The organism is Luteibacter pinisoli (genome assembly GCF_006385595.1).
GTDB classification, from domain to species: Bacteria; Pseudomonadota; Gammaproteobacteria; order Xanthomonadales; family Rhodanobacteraceae; genus Luteibacter; species Luteibacter pinisoli.
Genome location: NZ_CP041046.1, coordinates 4,140,765 through 4,157,211, shown reverse-complemented (window position 1 = coordinate 4,157,211; position 16,447 = coordinate 4,140,765). Strand labels below are relative to the sequence as shown.

Annotated in this window: 17 protein-coding genes; 7 read left to right on the top strand and 10 right to left on the bottom strand. The window is 66.4% G+C overall.

Translation table 11 applies throughout. From position 1 onward, the window contains the following. From araG to FIV34_RS18925, 3 genes are read right to left on the bottom strand one after another with little or no spacing between them, the layout of a single operon-like run. The gene (araG, locus tag FIV34_RS18935) at positions 1 to 1,536 is read right to left on the bottom strand and encodes an L-arabinose ABC transporter ATP-binding protein AraG (RefSeq protein ID WP_139985054.1); all 1,536 of its coding nucleotides are present in this window, start codon (positions 1,534 to 1,536) and stop codon (positions 1 to 3) included. Beyond that, positions 1,536 to 2,528 (bottom strand): arabinose ABC transporter substrate-binding protein, encoded by a 993-nt coding sequence (locus tag FIV34_RS18930; protein ID WP_139985053.1) that lies wholly within the window; start codon positions 2,526 to 2,528, stop codon positions 1,536 to 1,538. The genes araG and FIV34_RS18930 overlap by 1 nt, the downstream gene beginning before the upstream one ends. Positions 2,529 to 2,554: 26 nt before the next feature. Then, positions 2,555 to 3,553: a 2-dehydro-3-deoxygalactonokinase gene (locus tag FIV34_RS18925; RefSeq protein ID WP_139985052.1), complete on the bottom strand. Its 999-nt coding sequence runs from the start codon at positions 3,551 to 3,553 to the stop codon at positions 2,555 to 2,557. 105 nt (positions 3,554 to 3,658) lie between these two features. Between FIV34_RS18925 and FIV34_RS18920 the strand changes: the two genes are divergently transcribed. After that, positions 3,659 to 4,525 (top strand): LysR substrate-binding domain-containing protein, encoded by an 867-nt coding sequence (locus tag FIV34_RS18920; protein ID WP_139985051.1) that lies wholly within the window; start codon positions 3,659 to 3,661, stop codon positions 4,523 to 4,525. Between the two features lies 1 nt (position 4,526). Here the strand turns inward: FIV34_RS18920 and FIV34_RS18915 are convergent, their stop codons facing one another. The 5 genes from FIV34_RS18915 to rpsU all read right to left on the bottom strand — a co-directional run bounded on the left by FIV34_RS18915 (position 4,527) and on the right by rpsU (position 8,140). After that, complete coding sequence (locus tag FIV34_RS18915) at positions 4,527 to 5,201, bottom strand: DedA family protein (protein ID WP_139985050.1); 675 nt, start codon at positions 5,199 to 5,201, stop codon at positions 4,527 to 4,529. Between the two features lie 91 nt (positions 5,202 to 5,292). Continuing rightward, a complete protein-coding gene (gene dnaG, locus FIV34_RS18910; RefSeq protein WP_139985049.1) occupies positions 5,293 to 7,029 on the bottom strand; it encodes a DNA primase in 1,737 nt (578 codons plus the stop codon). 51 nt (positions 7,030 to 7,080) lie between these two features. Beyond that, positions 7,081 to 7,254, bottom strand: coding sequence for a DUF1328 domain-containing protein (locus FIV34_RS18905; protein WP_139985048.1), 174 nt, complete (start codon positions 7,252 to 7,254; stop codon positions 7,081 to 7,083). 87 nt (positions 7,255 to 7,341) lie between these two features. Then, positions 7,342 to 7,785 (bottom strand): GatB/YqeY domain-containing protein, encoded by a 444-nt coding sequence (locus FIV34_RS18900; protein WP_139985047.1) that lies wholly within the window; start codon positions 7,783 to 7,785, stop codon positions 7,342 to 7,344. A gap of 139 nt (positions 7,786 to 7,924) precedes the next feature. Then, entirely contained in the window at positions 7,925 to 8,140 is a 216-nt protein-coding gene (rpsU, locus tag FIV34_RS18895; protein ID WP_029213735.1) for a 30S ribosomal protein S21, read from the bottom strand. Positions 8,141 to 8,205: 65 nt separating this feature from the next. Between rpsU and tsaD the strand changes: the two genes are divergently transcribed. From tsaD to FIV34_RS18870, 5 genes are all read left to right on the top strand, one after another. Beyond that, on the top strand, positions 8,206 to 9,249 hold the full coding sequence (gene tsaD, locus FIV34_RS18890) for a tRNA (adenosine(37)-N6)-threonylcarbamoyltransferase complex transferase subunit TsaD (protein WP_139986093.1): 1,044 nt from the start codon (positions 8,206 to 8,208) through the stop codon (positions 9,247 to 9,249). A gap of 49 nt (positions 9,250 to 9,298) precedes the next feature. Then, positions 9,299 to 9,658 carry a dihydroneopterin aldolase gene (gene folB / locus FIV34_RS18885; RefSeq protein WP_139985046.1) on the top strand — a complete coding sequence of 120 codons (360 nt, stop codon included), beginning with the start codon at positions 9,299 to 9,301 and terminating at the stop codon, positions 9,656 to 9,658. A 25-nt stretch (positions 9,659 to 9,683) separates the two neighbouring features. Continuing rightward, the gene (locus tag FIV34_RS18880) at positions 9,684 to 10,925 is read left to right on the top strand and encodes a mechanosensitive ion channel family protein (protein ID WP_139985045.1); all 1,242 of its coding nucleotides are present in this window, start codon (positions 9,684 to 9,686) and stop codon (positions 10,923 to 10,925) included. After that, positions 10,926 to 11,414, top strand: a complete 489-nt coding sequence (folK, locus tag FIV34_RS18875; RefSeq protein WP_139985044.1) for a 2-amino-4-hydroxy-6-hydroxymethyldihydropteridine diphosphokinase — start codon at positions 10,926 to 10,928, stop codon at positions 11,412 to 11,414. 110 nt (positions 11,415 to 11,524) lie between these two features. Further along, entirely contained in the window at positions 11,525 to 12,379 is an 855-nt protein-coding gene (locus FIV34_RS18870; RefSeq protein ID WP_139985043.1) for a DUF6159 family protein, read from the top strand. Positions 12,380 to 12,422: 43 nt separating this feature from the next. Here the strand turns inward: FIV34_RS18870 and FIV34_RS18865 are convergent, their stop codons facing one another. Then, positions 12,423 to 13,160 (bottom strand): pteridine reductase, encoded by a 738-nt coding sequence (locus FIV34_RS18865; RefSeq protein ID WP_139985042.1) that lies wholly within the window; start codon positions 13,158 to 13,160, stop codon positions 12,423 to 12,425. 52 nt (positions 13,161 to 13,212) lie between these two features. Beyond that, positions 13,213 to 14,151, bottom strand: a complete 939-nt coding sequence (locus tag FIV34_RS21310) for a hypothetical protein (RefSeq protein ID WP_246058679.1) — start codon at positions 14,149 to 14,151, stop codon at positions 13,213 to 13,215. 157 nt (positions 14,152 to 14,308) lie between these two features. Between FIV34_RS21310 and FIV34_RS18855 the strand changes: the two genes are divergently transcribed. Further along, positions 14,309 to 16,423, top strand: a complete 2,115-nt coding sequence (locus tag FIV34_RS18855) for a TonB-dependent receptor (protein ID WP_139985041.1) — start codon at positions 14,309 to 14,311, stop codon at positions 16,421 to 16,423. Positions 16,424 to 16,447 lie beyond the last annotated feature (24 nt).

Here is a 16,447-nt window from a genome sequence, read left to right as displayed (position 1 = left end):
TCAAGCATTCCTCATGGGGGTGGCGCTGGCGCCTTCGGAAAGGGCGGCGGCAAGGACGTTTTCCTCGTTCGCTTCGCCGCGGTTGAACTGCGCGGTGATGCGTCCGCGGCACATGGCGATGACGCGATCGGACACGCCGAGCACTTCCGGCAGCTCGCTGGAGATCATCACCACCGCAACGCCGCGGCCGGCCAGTTCGTACAGCACGTTATAGATTTCGTTCTTGGCGCCCACGTCGATGCCGCGCGTGGGTTCGTCCACGATCAGCACGCGCAGGTCTTTCTCGGCCAGCCAGCGCGAAAGCACCGCTTTCTGCTGGTTGCCGCCGGAAAGCAGGCGGATCTCCTGCCGGCGGTGCGGCGTGCGGATACGCAGGCGTTCGATGAAGGTATCCGCCGTGCGCGCTTCGTTGCGGTCGTTGACGAACAGGCCCGCGGTGAGATGGTTGCGACGCGCGCTGATGTTGATGTTCTCGGACACCGAGCGCACGCCGATGATTCCTTCTTCCTTGCGATCCTCCGGGCAGAAGACCAGCCCGTGGCGGATCGCGTCGCGGACGTGCGACGGCTTCACCGGGCGGCCATCCACGCTGACGTCGCCGGAAACGCGGCGGTCCGCGCCGTAGACGACGCGCATCACTTCCGAGCGACCGGCGCCGACGAGGCCGAAGAAGCCGACGATTTCGCCGGCGCGCACGTCGAAGCTCAGCGGCTGCGGCACTGCACGGCCGGTGACGTTCTGTACCGAGAGCCGCACCTCGCCCTGCGTACGTGGCTGGTAACCAAAGATGTCGGAGAGCTCGCGGCCGACCATGCGCTGCACGAGGGTGTCGCGGGTGACGCCTTCGAGCGTGTCGAAGTCGGCCACCCTGCGGCCGTCGCGGAAGATGGTCGCCGCATCGCACAGCTCGAAGATCTCATCGAGGCGGTGCGAGATGTAGATCATCGCCTTGCCCTGCGCGCGCAGGTCGTTCACCAGGCGGAACAGCACCTCGGTTTCGCGGTGCGACAGCGAGCTGGTGGGTTCGTCCAGGGCCAGGATCTTCGCGTCGCGAAGGATTGCCTTGACGATCTCGACCATCTGCCGCTGGCCGATGGAAAGGGTCTTCAGCTTCGCGCGCGGGTCCAGATCCACGCCGAGGCCGTCCAGCTTCTCGCGCGTCCATTTCAGCGCCTGCCGGCGGTCGACGAGGCCAAAGCGGGTGGGCAGGCGGCCGAGCAGGAGGTTCTCCATCACGGAGAGCTCCGGCACGTACTGCAGTTCCTGGTGGATCACGGCGACGCCGGCGGCGATGGCGTCGGCCGCGCGGCGGAAATGCATGACCTCGCCGTCGATCGCCACTTCGCCCTCGTCGGGGATGTACTCCCCGCCGAGGATCTTCATCATCGTGGACTTGCCCGCGCCGTTCTCGCCCAGCAGGCCGTGCACGCTGCCGGCGCGCACGGCAAAGCCCACGTCACCGAGCGCACGCACGCCGGGGAAGGTTTTCCCGATGTTGCGGAATTCCAGGCGCGGTGCGCTCGTGGTCGTGCTCATCAGAGGCCCATTTCCTTGCGTACATCGGCCGCGTTGGCCTTGGTGATCAGGCGGCCCGTGGTGAGCGTGAGCGGCGGCGGGGCCTTGTCGTTCTTGATCCACTCGTACATGTCGATCGAGGTTTCATAGCCGTGGCGCTTCGGGCTGATCAGCACGCTGCCGAAGAAGCCCGTGGGCTCGGCCTTGGCGAATTCGTTCAGCGCCGACTTGCTGCCGCCGATGCCGACGCCAATCATGTTCTCAGCGCGGAAGCCGCGGCCTTCGGCGGCGCGCACGGCGCCGAGCACGGCTTCGTCATTCAGGCCAAACGCGATCCAGTGCTTGTACTTCGGATTCTGGGTGATCGCGATGTTCGCCGCGTTGAAGGCGTTCTCGGTATCGGTCTTCGCTTCCGGCGCGTTGACCACGTTGGCCTTCGGGAAGCCGGCGGCAGTCAGCGCGGCGACGGCGCCGTCCGTGCGGTCCTTGGCGGTGGGCAGCTGGTCGTACGAGATGCGCAGGGCGCCGGTCTCTTCCGGCTTCCAGCCGCGCTTCTTGATTTCGTCGGCGATGGCCTGGCCCACCTGCTCACCGATCTTCGATGCCGAGATGCCCATGTGCGGCACCGACTCGATGGGCTTGCCGGAGCCGTCGACGAGGCGGTCGTCGACCGTCATCAGCTTCAGGTGGTTCATCTTCGCCTTGGCGACGATGGACGGGCCGAGCTTCACATCCGGCGTGCAGATCACGAAGCCCTGGGCGTGCTGGGACTTCAGGTTGTCGATGGCGGTGAGCACCTGGCCACCGTCGGGCGCGCCGATCTTCACCAGGGTGAAGCCCTTTTCCTTCGCGGCCTGCTCGGCGTACTTCCACTCATCCTGGAACCAGGGCTCTTCGGGCTGCTTGACCACGAAGCCGATCTTCACCGGGTCGTCGGCGGCGAACGCCGGGCTGGCCGCAAAGGCCAGGGCGAGCGCAAGGGCTTTGAAACCCAGGGCGATCTTGATGTTCATGCGTTCCCTCCTCGGTGGATCGGTAGTTAGTCCAGCAGGCCGCGCCGGCGGGCGATGCTGATTGCACCGTGCCCGGCCAGGTCGCGTTGCTCGTCGTCGCCCAGCACCGTGACGGTGCCGGAGAAGAAATCGTCGCCCGCCACGAGCTGTGCGATGGCTTCGCGCAGGATCGGCTTGCCGCTGACGACAAAGCGCGTGCCCGGGCTCATCCGGATCGCGCTGGAATTCTTGAGCGTGAGCAGGTCCGAGCCGAGCACGGCGCCGAGCAGGAAATTGGCGCGGGCATTCGCGTCGTACACGGCAAACTGGTCGAGGATGCGCACGCTGAAGCAGGCGCGGCCCAGGCCAATGCGCTTTGACGAGGCCGCGCCGGCGAGCAGCATCTCCGGATCGATGCGCTTGGCGAAGCCGTCCTTCAGCGAGCCGGCAAGGATCGTGTCGTGCGAGATGACGTGCAGCAGTTCGCCCGCCAGCGTGGTGACGCAGCCGTCGATGCGCTGCTTCGCGTCAATGCTCACGAATTTGGAGTGCGAGCCGGGCAGGACGATGACCGTGGGTTCGTTGAGGCCGAGGCGTTCGACCAGCGCGAAGGACTCGGTTTCCTCCCCGCGCATCATGTCCATGGCCTCGCAGTTGTGCAGGCCGATGTGTTCCACGGCGTTACGCACACCGGGCACGAACCAGATGGGCTGGTGCCAGACCGTCTCCACCAGCGACTCGCGCATGGCTTTCGCCAGGTCGTCGATGCCGGCGGCGGCCGGGACGTGGGGGATTTCGCACAGGCCCACGTTGGAGGTGATCATCCCGGAGGCCAGCACACGGCCGATGTCGGCACGCTCAAGCGTCGCGTCAACGAGCGCCGCGTTGATCGTGTCGCGCAGGCCTTCTTCCAGTTTCCGCGTGTTGCCGGTAATCGCCGTATCGCGCACGCCAACCTGCACGGCAGCCTGGCCGACTGGCAAATCGTCCTGCCACACGGTGACCCGCGTGTTGGTAGTGCCAGTGTCGATGGTGAGGATATTCATCGAAGGTCCGCTCGCTAGACGACAGGGATTCTTGGCGGCGGCTGCCCGGGCAGGCAAACTAGAATTTCTTCGGGCTTTCCCCAAATTTTTCTTGATGACTTCGCAATGAAGCGATCGCTCCCCCTCAATGCCGTGCGGGTCTTTGAACTTGCGGCGCAGCATTTGAGCTTCACCAAGGCCGGTGAAGAGCTGTCGTTGACGGCCGCTGCGGTGAGCGCCCAAGTCAAATTGTTGGAGGCTTACCTCGGCACGCCGCTGTTTGTGCGAAGCAACAATAAGCTCTCGCTGACGGCCGCGGGCGAGAACTATTTCCCGCGTATCCGGGACGCGTTTCGTGCGCTGCAGCATGCGACGGACCAGGTATTGGGCCAGCGCAGTGCCTCGTTGCGCGTGGCCGTACCCGCCACGTTCGGTACGAAATGGCTGGTGCCGAGGCTATTCCGGTTCTTTGCCCGGCACCCCGATATCGCCGTCGAGGTGGTCACGGACGGTGGGGATGCAGGCTGGGACCTGGCTATCGATGACCGGATCGGCGAGGGCATGGACCTGCTGGTGACCACCGGTTACACGGCGGTCTGCGCGCCCCGGCTGGCCGAAGCCATTGGCGAGCCCGCCGACCTGCTCCAGCACCTGCTGCTGCACGAGCGCCCCGGCCGGCGCGCCGTCGCTATCGCGGGCTGGGACCAGTGGTTCGAAGAGGTGGGTGTCGAGGCGAGCGCCATTTCCCGTGAGATGGGCTTTGGCGATGGCACGATGATGTTGCAGGCTGCGATCGAGGGGCAGGGTGTGGCGCTGGCCCAGGACTTACTGGTCGCCTACGATCTCGCCGCAGGACGACTCGCCGCGCCGGTCGCTCGCGAGGTCTCGCTCCGTCACAGCTATTACCTCGGCATTTCCCGCGAGGCCGCTTCTCAGGAAGAGACGACGGTGTTCCGTGACTGGCTCAGAAGTGAGCTGGGCAGCCACGGCTGAGTCACCCGCGTTCGTCGTTACGCAGGCGCGGTGGCGTGGGCTTTTGCGGCGGGTGCGCGGCGCATTCGCGTTCGGCGGCTTTCTTGCGGCGCCACCAGAGCACGCCGATGGCGATCACCACGCCGGCGACGGCAAGCCAGATGCCGGTCTGGCCGCGGTGGATCCACATGGCCAGCCATTCGTGGTTGTGCGCGCCGAGGTAACCCAGGTACACCCAGATGGGTACGCTGATGGCGGCAGCCATGCCGTCGAGCAGGAGAAAGCGCAGGAAGCCGACGCGGTGGGTGGCGCCGGCGGTGATGAACACGGCGGTGCGCATGCCGGGCAGGAAGCGGGCGACGAACATCAGGCGGTTGCCGTAACGCTCGAACTTCTCCTGCACCTTGGCGTATCGCTCCGGGGTGAGCAGGCGCGCGACGAAGGGCACGCGCATGATCCGGCCGCCGAAGTGCCGGCCGAGCAGGAACATGGTCGAATCGCCGACCAGGACGCCAGCCATGCCGACGCCCACCATGGTGTGCACGTCGCCATAGCCCAGGCCGGTGATGATGCCGCCCGCGACGAGCGTGATGTCCTCGGGCAGCGGAATACCCGCGCCACAGAGCATCAGGGCAAGGAAGACGGCGATGTAGCCGTTCCGCCCGAAGACGTCGACCAGGCTATTGAGCAGTTCCATCAGGGCTTGGCTTTTCCGGCCACGACCGGGTCCTTCTTGGTACGAAAACCGCATGATCCCATGGATCGCATGACATCGCAGGTGCGGCGCATCATTCGGCGGGTGTCCTGCCGCGCGTGGCGTGGTCGGCGAGCAGCACGCGGAGCTCGGCTTTTTCGGTGTCATCCAGCGTGCTGATGCGCGCGCTGAGGTCTTCACGCCGCTGCGTGATGGCCTGGCGCTGCATGCCCGCCAGGGCATCGAGGAATTCCACCCGCTGCATGTCAGGCTCGCCGATCACCTCGGCCTGCATCAGCTTCTGCAGGGCGTTGTACTCCGGCCGCTCCATGAAATGCTCCACCAGCACCGCCGGGCGGATATCCGGGCGGGAGCGGACCACGTCGATCAGCGAGGCCAGCAGGTCCACGCCGGGGCGGTCCAGGCGCAGGAAGGGGTAGGGCGGCTCCACCTCGAGGGCGAGGGCGGGCTGGGCCAGCAGCAGGGTGATCGCGCTGCGGACCAGGCTGCGCTGCCCGCCGCCCGGCCGGGCCGGGGCCACGGGGCGCGGCGTCGGATCGGCCTCGAACGTTGCCCCGGCACCGGTCCGCCGCTTCAGCTCGTCGGCCATCAGGTCGCGGAAGGCGCCGTCGGGCAGCTTCGCGATGAGCGGGCGGGCCCGCTCGGCCAGCCGTGCGCGGCCGTCCAGGCGCGTCGTGTCCACGTCGCGGCCCATTTCCTCGAAGAAGTATTCCGAGAGTGGCATGGCTTCCTTCATGCGCTTCTCGAAGCCGTCCTTGCCTTCCTTGCGCACCAGGGTGTCCGGGTCTTCCCCGTCGGGGAGGAACAGGAAGTGCGCCTGGCGGCCGTCGCGCATGCGCGGGAGGATCGATTCCACGGCGCGCCACGCGGCCTGGCGGCCGGCGCGGTCGCCGTCAAAGCAGAAGTAGACGTCGGGCGCGGCGCGGAACAGCACTTCGGCGTGATCGGGCGTGGTCGCGGTGCCCAGCGTGGCCACCGCGATGGGCAGGCCGGCCTGGTGCAGGGCGATGACGTCCATGTAGCCCTCGACCACCATGATCCGGGTGACCTGCTGGTGCGCCTGCTTCACCTGCCACAGGGCGAACAGCTCGCGGCCCTTGTGGAAGAGGGGCGTCTCGGGTGAGTTGAGATATTTCGGGCCCTGATCGCCCGAGAGGACGCGTCCACCAAAGGCGATGACCCGTCCGCGGCGGTCCAGGATCGGGAACATGACCCGCTCACGGAACCGGTCGTAGCGGTTGCCGCGCTCGTTGCTGGCCACCATGCCGGCATCGTTGAGCAGCTTGCGGCGCTGGTCGGTGGTGCCCAAGGCCTTGAGCACGCCGTCAAAGCCGGCCGGCGCCCAGCCGATGCGGAAGCGCTTGATGATGTCCTCATCCAGGCCGCGGCGGTCCACGTAGCCCTTCGCCTCCTCGCTGCTGCCCAGCTCGCGCTGGTAGAACGAGGCGGCCTCGTCGAGCAGGCTGTAGAGGTCGCTGCGGTCTTCACGGGGCTTGTCGTCGCGGCCACCCTCGTAGGGCACCTTCATGCCCACCGCCTGGGCCAGTTCCTCGATGGCGTCGGGGAATTCCAGGCGGTCGTAGTCCATCAGGAACTTGATGGCGCTGCCGTGGGCGCCGCAACCGAAGCAGTGGAAGAACTGCTTGGTCGGGCTGACGTAGAACGACGGCGAGCGCTCGTTGTGGAACGGGCAGCACGCCGTCCACTCCCGGCCGGCCTTCTTCAGGGGCACGCGCCTCTCGATCACGTCGACGATGTCAACGCGGGTCAGGAGGTCGTCGATGAAGTTGTCGGGAATACGGCCGCGCATCAGTCGCCTAGGATGCCACGCAACCGTTTCCGGGAGGAGCTTGACGGATCGTCAGAAAGCCATCTTGAACACGCCGATGACGGCGAGGATGGCGATGACGAACAGGATCAGGAAGATCGCGAAGCACACCTTGGCGATGGTGCCGGCGATGCCGGAGACCCGGCTGAAGCCGAGCGCACCGGTAACGAGTGCGATGAGACCGAAGATGATGGCGTACTTAAGCATGGGGATTCCCTCAAGAAATAGCGCCGAGGGGCTCCCCAGCCGCGGCCGCAGGATGCGGCGCGCGGCGTGGGGTGTTCGTGAAGCCGGTCAGGCCAGCTTCGCCTTGACCTTGCCCGCCACGGCCGCCATGTCGGCGCGGCCCGCAGCCTTTTCCTTCACCAGGGCCACCACCTTGCCCATGTCCCGGGCCGAGGTGGCACCGGATTCGGCCACGGCGGCGTCGATGATGGCATCCAGCTCGGCATCGTCGAGCTTGGTCGGCAGGTAGGCGTCGATCACGCCCATCTCGAAGCGCTCGATCTTCGCCAGGTCGTCACGGCCGGCCTTGTCGAATTGCTCGATGGAGTCCCGGCGCTGCTTCTGCATTTTTTCCAGCACGGCCAGCACCTGGGTGTCGTCGAGCTCGATGCGCTCGTCCACTTCGCGCTGCTTGATCTGGGCCTGGACCAGCCGGATCACGGCCAGCCGCTCCTTCTCGCCGCCTTTCATGGCAGCCTTCATATCGTCAGTGATGCGGGTCTTGAGGCTCATTTTGCTTTCTCCGGAACGACGAAAAGCCGGCTCCCCCTTTCGGCGGAGCCGGCTCGGATGTCCGCCTGATTGCGGCGGCAGCGGGCGTACGCGCCAGCCGCGGGTCCAACACCCAGCCCGAAGGGGCCGGGAGCGGCAATCAGTACATGCGGGTCCGGCGCGTCGTGTCGCGAGACAGACGGCGCAGGTGGCGCTTCACAGCAGCAGCGCGCTTACGCTTACGCTCCTGGGTCGGCTTTTCGTAAAATTCGCGCTTGCGCGTTTCGGCCAGCACGCCAGCCTTTTCGCACGTACGCTTGAAGCGGCGGAGGGCAAGCTCAAACGGCTCATTCTCGCGGACTTTAACGCTCGGCATGGAAACTCCACTTGTTTAAACTAACCCGTGAACCCGGGTGAGCCGTGGATTATAACGTGATCGAAATGCAAATTTCAAAGCCCGTGTTAGGTGTCGAAACCTCCTGTGACGAAACAGGGGTGGCCCTGCTGCGTTGGGACCCGGAAAAACCGGGCCGCGGCCTGCTCTCCCATGCCCTTTTCAGCCAGATTGCCCTGCATGCCGAGTACGGCGGCGTGGTGCCCGAGCTGGCCAGCCGCGACCATGTGCGCAAGCTGCTTCCCCTGGTCCGCCAGGCACTTAAGGATGCCGGGATGACCCCGGCGGACCTCGGCGGCGTGGCCTACACGGCCGGCCCCGGCCTGGTGGGCGCCTTGCTGGTGGGGGCGTCGGCCGCCCGCGCCATGGCCTGGGCCCTCGGCGTGCCGGCCATCGGTGTGCACCATATGGAAGGTCACCTGCTGGCGCCCCTGCTGGAAGACGACCCGCCGGAGCCGCCGTTCGTGGCCCTGCTGGTGTCGGGCGGGCACTCCATGCTGGTCGAGGTGAAGGCCATCGGCGAGTACCGGATCCTGGGCGATACCCTGGACGATGCCGCGGGCGAGGCCTTCGACAAGACCGCCAAGATGATGGGCCTGCCGTATCCCGGCGGCCCGGCGCTGGCGAAGCTGGCCGAGCAGGGTGAACCGGGCAAGTTCCGCTTCTCCCGGCCCATGGTCGACCGCCCGGGGCTGGATTTCAGCTTCTCCGGCCTGAAGACCCAGGTACTGCTGGCCTGGCAGGCTTCAGATAAATCGGACCAGACCCGTGCCGACATCGCCCGGGGCTTTGAAGAGGCCATCGTCGACACCCTGGCCATCAAGTGCCGTCGCGCCCTGGCGGCCACGGGCACCAAGCGCCTGGTGATCGCCGGCGGCGTGGGCGCCAACAAGCGCCTGCGCGAGCAGCTGGCCGAGTCCGGCGCGGCGGACGGCTTCCGCGTTTACTTCCCGCGGCTGCAGTTCTGCACGGATAACGGCGCGATGATCGCCCTGGCCGGCGCGATTCGCCTGGCCTCCGGCCAGCACCAGGACGATACGGTGCAGGTGTTTCCGCGCTGGAGCCTGGAGACGTTGCCGCCTGCTGCTTGAGGGGGCGGTAACGGGTACCCTGTAAGGCCCTTCTTCACAGCACGGCCCCATGGATATCGTCTTCATCGAAGACCTGCGCATCGACGCGGTCATCGGCATCTACGACTGGGAGCGGCGGATCCGGCAGACGCTGGCGTTTGACCTGGAAATGGCCTTCGACAACCGACGCCCGGCCGCCACGGATGACATCAACGACACCCTGAACTACAAGTCGATTTCGCGCCGGCTGCAGGCCTACGTCGAATCGTCCAGTTTCGGCCTGGTCGAAACCCTGGCCGAGCGCTGCGCCGAGATCGTGCGCGAGGAGTTTGGCGTGTCGTGGGTGCGCCTGAAGCTTTCCAAGCCGGGGGCCGTGCGTGGCGCCCGCGCCGTGGGCGTGCGCATCGAGCGCGGCACGCGCCCGGCCTGATTCTTCCCCAGGAGCGATCACCCGCATGGATGACATGTTCACCGTGATTGAGTTGAAGCGCGCCGGCGCCATCGCCGGCCTCTTCGTTATCGCCTGGCTCATCGGCCTGCTCGGTCGCGTGTTCCTGCACCGCGTGGTGCGCGTCGCCACCCGGCACACCGCGTGGCGCTGGGACGATGCGCTGTACGAGTTCGGCGCGTTTCGCTGGCTGGCGCGCATGCTGCCGGCCATCGTCGTGTACTACGGCATCGCGCTGTTCCTCGACGTGAAGGACGCCGACAGCGTCGCGGGTTTCATTCGTGACGTAGCGGTTTGCTGGATGATCGTTTGCGTCATCGCGGCGATCGGCCGTTCGCTCATCGCGTTTGAATCGCTGTATAGCGCGACGCCTGCCGGCAAACGCTCGATCAAGGGCGTGGTGCAGCTGTTGCAGCTGGTGTTGTGGATCGTCGCAGTGGTGGTCGTCATCACTCGCCTGACGCATCAGAACGTCGCCCTGCTCCTGTCGGGCATCGGTGCCATGTCCGCCGTGCTGTTGCTCGTGTTCAAGGACACGATTCTCGGCTTCGTCGCAGGCATCCAGCTCAGCACCAACGACATGCTGCGCGTGGGTGACTGGATCACGATGACCTCCGCCGGCGTGGATGGCGATGTCATCGACATCACCCTGCATACGGTGAAGGTGCGCAATTTCGACCGCACCATCGTCACCGTGCCGACGTGGCGGCTGATTTCCGAATCGTTCCAGAACTGGCGCGGCATGTCCGATTCCGGCGGCCGCCGGATCAAGCGCGAACTGTTCGTCGATGCCGCGGGCGTGCGCTTCCTGGAAGATGCCGAGATTGAACGCTTCGGCAAGATCCACTTGCTGGCCGCCTACCTGAAGCAGAAGCGCGAAGACATCCAGCGCTGGAACGATGCGCTGGGCGAGCCGGCGAAGCTGCCCGCCAACCGCCGCCGCCAGACCAACATCGGCGCGTTTCGTGCGTACGCCGAGGCGTACATCAAGGCCCATCCGGACGTGCACGACCGGATGACCCGCATGGTGCGCATGCGCGACCCCGGCGCGCTCGGCATTCCGCTGGAGGTCTACTGCTTCACCAACACCGTGGTGTGGCTGGATTACGAGCGCATCCAGGCCGATATCTTCGACCACCTGATCGCGATCCTTCCCGAGTTTGGCCTGCGCGCGTTCCAGCAGCCATCGGGCGGGGATGTGCGCGAAGGCTTCGGCGCCCTGCGCGCTGTTCCTGCCTTAGAGGACTAAATGGGCCGCGCGTATCTCAGCCTGGGTTCCAACATCGACGCCGGGCGCTGGCTGGCCGCCGGTGTCGCCGAGCTGCGCGAGCGCTTCGGCCGCATCGACGTGTCGCCGGTGTACCGGAGCGCCGCGGTGGGTTTTGACGGGCCGGACTTCCTCAACCTGGCCGTCGGCCTGGAAAGCGACCTCGGTCCCGAGGCCCTGAACGACTGGCTGCATGCCCTGGAAGACCGCCACGGCCGCGTCCGCGGCGGCGACCGCTACGCCAGCCGCACGCTGGACGTGGACATCGTCCTCTACGACGACCTGGTGCTGACCGGGGCGGGGCACCTGGAGCTGCCCCGTGGCGAACTGCGCCATGCATTTGTCCTGAAGCCCATGGCCGACATTGCGCCGGACCTGCGCCACCCGGTCACCGGCCAGACCATGGCGGCCCTGTGGGCGGCCTTCCCGGCCGATAAAGAACCGCTGAGCGACGAAAAACTCGCCCTGTAGGCGACATCCGTCACTTCCGACGCATCGTGCCTATGACTTTCCCCGCTGGCGCCCACCCGCGGCCGGTGCTAAAACACCGCCACAACGCCATCCAGGGGGCTCCAAAGAACATGGGCAAGTTCGCACGCAGCTGGGCACTGATGAAGTCCAGTGCCAACATCCTCCGCCAGGACAAGGAGCTGATGCTGTTTCCGCTCTTTGCGGGCCTCGCATCGCTGATCGTCATCGCCTCGTTCGCGTGGCCGGTGTTCTCGCTCATCCACGGCCATCGCACCGGCCTGGAAGACGGAGGCCGCCATGTCTCGCCGCTGTTCCTGGCCGTGTCGTTTGCCTTCTACTTCGTGCAGTACGGCGTGGTGATCTTCTTCAACACCGCACTGGCCTCGGCGGCCTTCATCCGCCTGGACGGCGGCAACCCGACGCTCAATGACGGCCTCAGCGCCGCGTGGAGCAAGCTGCCCTCGATCATCGGCTATGCGCTGATCTCGGCCACCGTCGGCATGATCCTTCGTGCCATCCAGGAACGCGCCGGCTTCATCGGCCGCATCGTCGCCGGCCTGCTCGGCGTGGGCTGGACCGTCGCCACCTTCCTCGTCGTGCCGGTGCTCGCGGCGCAGAACGTGGGCCCGGTGGAAGCGGTGAAGGACAGCGCCTCGCTGGTGAAGCGCACCTGGGGTGAGAACATCATCGGCAACGCGGGCATCGGCCTGGCCGGTGGCATCCTTACCTTCTGCGTCCTGCTGGTCAGCGTCCTGCTCTTTGCGGGCGCCGTCGCCACGCAATCGGTGGTGCTGATGGTGGCCGTCGGCATCGCCGGCGTCATCGCCCTCGTCGCACTGAGCCTGTTCCAGAACGCGATGCACGGCGTCTACGCTGCCGCGCTGTACCGCTACGCGGAATACGGCGACCCCGGCGACGGCTTCGACCGCGCCTTGCTTGAGAACGCGTTCCGCCAGAAGAAGTAAGAAAAAAGGCCCGGCAGATTGCCGGGCCTTTTTCATTCGTGCATCAGATATTCAGCGCCCTGCCACCATCCACGCGAATGACCTGCCCGGTCGTGTAGTGCGCATCGAGCATCAGCCAGCGCACGGCTTCGGCCACGTCGTCCGGTTCGCCCTTGCGTGCGAGCGGCGTTTTCGCGATCAACGCCTCGGCGGCTTCTTCCGGCTTTCCTGATTCGGGCCAGAGGATGGCGCCGGGGGCGACGGCGTTGACACGCACCTCGGGTGCCAGCTCCTTTGCCAGCGACTGGGTGAGCATCGCCAGGGCGGCCTTCGCCATCACGTACACGGTGTGCCCGGCGAGCGGACGTTCGGCGTAGATGTCGACGATGTTGACGATCGCGCCCTTCGCCTCGCGCAGCGCGGGAGCCGCCGCCTGCGACAGGAAGAACGGCGCACGCGCGTTGGCGGCGAACAGGTCATCCCATTGCGCCTGCGTGGTCTGGCCGATGGGCGTGGGATAGAACGCGGAGGCGTTGTTCACCAGGCCGTCCAGCCGACCGAAGACGGCGAGGACATCGCCGATGAGGTGGTCCGGCGTGGCGGGGTTGTCGAGCGCACCGGAAAACAGCGCGACGCTGTGCGGGCGCAGCGCGTTGAGTTCCTGCGCCAGCGCTTCGGCTTCAGCCGCGGAGCTGCGGTAGTGCAGGGCGATGCAACAGCCCGCGGCGTGCAGGCGCCGGCAGATGACGGCGCCGACGCGACGCGCGCCGCCCGTGACGAGGACGACCGGTGGCTGGCTCATGGCTTACTCCCTTGGCGGTGCGCGGGCAGCTTGCCGGAAAGCGCGGCAGGCGTCACGTCTTCGGGGCGGCCTTGCGCGTGGCTTTTTTTGCGGCGGCGGGGCGGGGCGCCGCTTTCTTCGTGGCCTTTTTCACGGCGGTCTTCGCGGGGGCGGCTTTGCGTGTGGCGGGCTTTTTTGCGGCCGCGCGTTTCCTGGGGGCGGGTTTTTTTGCCGTGGCGCGTTTGCGGGGGGCTGCCTTCTTCACCGCCTTGCGGGCCGACGCCTTGGGCGTCGGGTCGCGCACAGGGTGCGCTCCTACATCATCACGGGTGGCCTTCGTGGAGCGGGCGGGCTTATCGGGGTGGCTGTCGTCGGTACCGTCGTCGATGTGGATGTCACCGCTGAAGAGGTCGATGGCGGTTTTGGCGACCTGGCCGGTGTCGTAGTAGGCGTAGGCGCCCACGCCGAGGGCGCCGACCACCGGCAGCCAGCGGGAGATGCCCTTGCCGACGGCGCGTTTGGTCACGCTCACGCCGATCCGCCCGGCGAGGCGCTGCAGCACGCTGGTGGCCGTGGTGCGGAAGACCAGGCGGTCGCCCACGCGGATGGCGATGTCGCGGAAGGCCTGGGCGGCGGTATGGCGGAACAGGCACCACAGCATCTGCTCACGGCCCAGCTTGGCGGTCTTGCCGTAGGCCGCGGCGATATCACTCACCAGCTGGCCCTGGATGCGCCAGATGGCGACCAGCTCCGGGAGCACGGTGAGCCAGCCCAGAGGGCCCGGGGGCAGGGCGAGCGAGCCGGCGGTGAGGGCCGCCTTGTTGGCGGCACTGCTGGCCAGGCGGCGGGCCTCTTCCTCGGCCGTACCCTTGCTGGCCCTGGGCACCTCGCTATCCGGGATGCGGCTGACGAACTCGAGGATGGCCCGGGCCACCGGGCTCTCGCCGCGGTCGATGCCCGAGGTGGGCACGATCTCTTTAGAGGTCGAGGCGGGGTCGCGTTTCGCCATCATGGTCTCCTTCAAGGTGGCTGAAAGGGTGAAGGCGTTATCGTGAAGCGCACGTGGCCTTGGCCTGTGACTAACGGCACGGTGCGCCGCGATGAAAGATTCCCGAAAGGTTCGCGGTCAAGACTACTGAAACATTATAACATTCTACGGCCCCGTCCCCATGAAGCCTGTGCGTCTTGCTCTTTCCATTGCTTTGGCCCTGTCAGCCCCTGCCGCCTTCGCGGATGACACCGACACCACCCCTCAGAAGGCGACCAACCTGGGCGCCGTGGATGTCACAGCCAAACTCGACGAGGCGCGCAACAGCCTCTCCCCGGATACCGGTAGCAGCCAGTACGTCATGGATCGCCAGACCATCCAGGCCCTGCCGCTGGGTGACTCCACGCCGCTGAACCAGGTGATCCTGCAGGCGCCGGGCGTGGTCCAGGACAGCTACGGCCAGTTGCACGTGCGTGGCGACCACGCCAACCTGCAATACCGCATCGACGGCGTCGTCATCCCGGAAAGCATCGGTGGCTTCGGCCAGACGCTCGACGCCCGCGTCATCGACAACGTGAAGCTGCTGACCGGCGCGCTGCCGGCACAGTACGGCGACCGCACCGCCGCCGTCGTCGACATCACCACGCGCATGCCCAAGCAGGATGGCATCGGTGGCACGGTGGGCATCACCGGCGGCCAGTTCGGCACGCTGAACCCGAATGCCACGCTATTCGGCCACGAGGACAAGTGGAGCTTCTTCCTCACCGCGAATTACCTTGAGAACGACGTCGGCATCGAAAACCCGACGGCGAGCCGCAAGCCGATCCACGACCACACCAACCAGGTGAAGGCGTTCGGCGACCTGTCGTACCTGATCAATGACGACACCCGCATCAGCTTCATGTTCGGCGCGACCAACAACCGCTTCGAGATCCCGAACAACCCGGCGCAGGAGCCGCAGTTCGGCTACCTCGACGTCACGAATTTCGATTCGGCGCAGTTGAACGATCGCCAGTCGGAAAAGACCCGCTTCGGCATCCTCAGCCTGCAAGGCAAGCTGGGCAGCACGGCGTACCAGGTCTCGGCCGGCCAGCGTTACAGCGGGCTCGACTTCACCCCGGACGACATCGGCGACCTGATGTTCAATGGCGTGGCGTCCAACGTGCGGCGCTCCAATCGCGCGGACACGGTGCAGGCGGATTTTTCCACGCCTCTGGGCGACAACCACACGCTTCGCTACGGCCTGTACGGTTCGTTCGAGCGCGCCAACTCGACGAATGACGCGCTGGTGTTCCCGGCCAACGACGATGGCTCGCAGGCGTCGACCACGCCGCTCAACATCGTCGATGCCAGTCGCCTCCTCGCCCGCACCTATGCGCTGTACCTGCAGGACGAGTGGAGCATCGGCTCGCAGTGGACCGTGAACTACGGCGTGCGTTACGACCGCTTCGATGCGTTCAAGCCGGAAAGCCAGCTCAGCCCGCGCGTCGGCCTGGTCTACCAGCCGACCGACAGCACGACGATCCACGCAGGCTACTCGCGCTACTTCACCCCGCCCGCCACCGAGTCGATCAGCCCGACGTCGATCGCCAAGTTCGTCGGCACGACCAACGCGCTTCCGGACAATGGCAGCGACACGCCGCTGTCGGAGCGTTCCAGCTACTACGACATCGGCATCTCGCAGAAGCTCGGTGACCAGTGGACGGTGGGCCTCGACAGCTACCGCCGCAACGTCAACCGCCTGCAGGACGAAGGCCAGTTCGGCACGGCCCTGGTGTACTCCACGTTCAACTACGGCGTTGGCAAGATCAAGGGCGACGAGCTGACCGTGAACTACGATGGTGGCGCGCTCACCGCGTACTTCAACTTCGCGTACAACCGCGCGGTCGGCAAGCGCGTCATCACCGGCCAGTACAACTTCGCCCCGGATGACCTGGCCTACATCTACGACCACTTCATCCATCTCGACCACGACCAGAAGTACACGGCGTCGGGTGGCGTGAGCTACGCCTTCGGCGAAGGCACCCGCGTCGGTGCGGATTACCTGTTCGGTTCGGGCCTGCGCAGCGATGGCATCGTGCCGAACGGCGACCACCTGCCGGCCTATTTCCAGCTCAACTTCAGCGTCTCCCAGGACATGCACCTGACCTCGATCGGCGCGACCCATGCCCAGCTGGCGCTGGTCAATGCGCTGGACCGCACCTACGAGATCCGCGACGGTTCCGGCATCGGCGTCGGCGCCCCGCAGTTCGGCCCCCGCCGTGGCCTGTTCCTGTCGCTCCAGCAGGATTTTTAAGCGCGCTCCTACTATCCTGAGGGC